2 protein-coding genes are annotated in these 1,963 nt (G+C 70.7%); both read right to left on the bottom strand.

Going from position 1 to position 1,963, the window contains the following annotated elements; all coding sequences use genetic code 11:
* Positions 1-1,369, bottom strand: a 1,369-nt coding sequence (locus Mterra_RS20875; RefSeq protein ID WP_170159776.1) for a caspase family protein, incomplete at its 3' end; no start/stop codon positions are given.
* An 80-nt stretch (positions 1,370-1,449) separates the two neighbouring features.
* Positions 1,450-1,963: caspase family protein (locus Mterra_RS20870; protein WP_176582568.1), on the bottom strand; the 514-nt coding region annotated here is incomplete at its 5' end.

Here is a 1,963-nt window from a genome sequence, read left to right as displayed (position 1 = left end):
TCACCGGCCGCCAGCTCCCCGACCTCGCCGCCACGCCGATGTTGCGGCTCATGGTGGCGGCGAGGTCGGGGAGCTGGCGGCCGGTGAAGTCGAGGGTCTTGAACTGGCCGCTGAGGCTGCCCGGCCCGGAGCGGTAGAGGTTGAGCGGGGCGGTGGTGACGACGGCGAGGACGCGGCTCGTGCCCGCCGGCTCGACGGCGCGGAAGTTGAAGCTGCCCACCTTGCGCCCCGGCACCTCGACGAGCTCGTTCTCCTCGACGCGGTTGTCGGCGTTGAACTCGTTGGGGAAGATCACCGTGAGCTTGCCGTCGGCGCCGAGGTCGATGAGGTTGAGGTAGCCCGGCTTGGAGCTCACCAGCCGGAAGCTCACCTCCTCCCCCAGCTTGTAGGTGCGGCTGGGCTTGTTGGCCGCGATCTCCACGCGGAACTGGCTGTTGCGCAGGATGCGGTCGAGGAGTTCGGCGGGGGTGGCGGCCTGCTCGACCGCGCCGGTGTAGGGCTGGGCCGGGGTGGCGGGCTGGTCCAGCTTGCCGAAGGCGTAGATGTCCTTAGCCAGCCAGGCCGGGGGGCCGTCGAGCTGGGGGGTGTGGGGGAGGTAGCGCGGCAGGCGGCTCACCGCCAGGCGGATGGCGTCGGCGCTGCGGTCGCGCAGTTGCAGGAAGGAGAGGCTGGCGCCCTGCTGCATCACCAGGGTGTAGAGCGCCTGGGTGAAGGCGCTGCCCTGCCCCACCGCCAGCGCCCCCAGCGCCACCTCGTTCTGCGCGGCGGCGCTGAAGCTGATGATGCGCGGCCCGGCCTTGTCCTGCTCGACCCCGATGGAGCGGACGTTAACCGGCTTGGCGCAGGCGGGCTGCTGGGCGGGCTTGGGCCACAGCTTGCCCTCGAGCTCCCCGAACAGGGCCGACTTGGTGGCGGTGCCGCTGAAGCAGCTATCCAGGATCACCCAGATCTCGCCGGCCGCCACCTTCTGCAGCAGCCCGTCCACCTCGTCGTCGCTGACCACCCGCCCGTCCTGCCCCACGATGGCCTCGTCGCAGCCGTCGTCCTCGTCGCCGTTGAGGTCGCGCAGTTGGGTGCCGTGGCCGCTGAAGTAGAAGATGGCGCGGTCGCCGGCCTCGGTGCCTTTAACCAGCCACTCGTCGGCGGCCTTGAGGATGCCCTCGCGGGTGGCCTCGCGGTCCTTGAGCAGCCGGACCTGCGCGGGCCGGAAGCCGAGCTTGAGGGCCACCTGGCGCATGAGCTCGAGGTCGCGGTCGGGGCCGGGGAGGGGCTTCTCGTACTCGCGGATGCCGATGATCAGGGCCCGGTCCTCGGCCAGGGCCGCACTCCCCAACGCCAGCGCCAACACCGCCAATGCCCATCGCCTCATACGCCCCGCCTCCTGTAATGCGCTCGTGCAGCCCATTGTGGGCCGCCCAGGGTTAATCCGGCGTTACACGTTCGCTGCCATTATCGCACCCGGGCCACCGGGAAGTCCTCCCCCACGAAGCGCTGCTGGGGGATCTGCTGGTTCTGGGTCAGCTCGCGCACCCGGCGGCTGACGTAGGCGAAGAGCTGGCTCGAGGTCACCATCCCGCTGCCGTCGGCGGCGCCGCCCTCCAGCGCCTCCAGCAGCGCCTTGGTGAAGGCCCCGTTGCCCCAGTCGGGCTTCTCGAGCGCCGGCTGCCCGCCCCGCGAGGCCGCCATCACCAGCCGGTCGCCCGAGCCCGCCGCCAGGCTCTGCACGAAGCGGTCGGGGTCGGGGTTGTTGCTGCGCCCGCCCACCACCGCCCCCGAGTAGCAGGTGTCGATGAAGACCATCACCCGGCCGCGGGTCTTGCTCACGAAGTCCTCCACGTCCGACTGGCGCAGCGAGTCGCTCTCGAGGTCGCTGAGGCGGCTGTTGTACATGGGGATAAGGTAGACCTGCCCGTCGTTGAAGCCGTGGCCGGAGAAGAAGAGGATGGTGGTGTCGGCCTCGCCG

Source organism: Calidithermus terrae (genome assembly GCF_003574345.1).
Lineage (GTDB): Bacteria > Deinococcota > Deinococci > Deinococcales > Thermaceae > Calidithermus > Calidithermus chliarophilus.
Note: the sequence above shows the minus strand (reverse complement) of the source record. Positions and strands in the feature narration are given on the sequence as shown.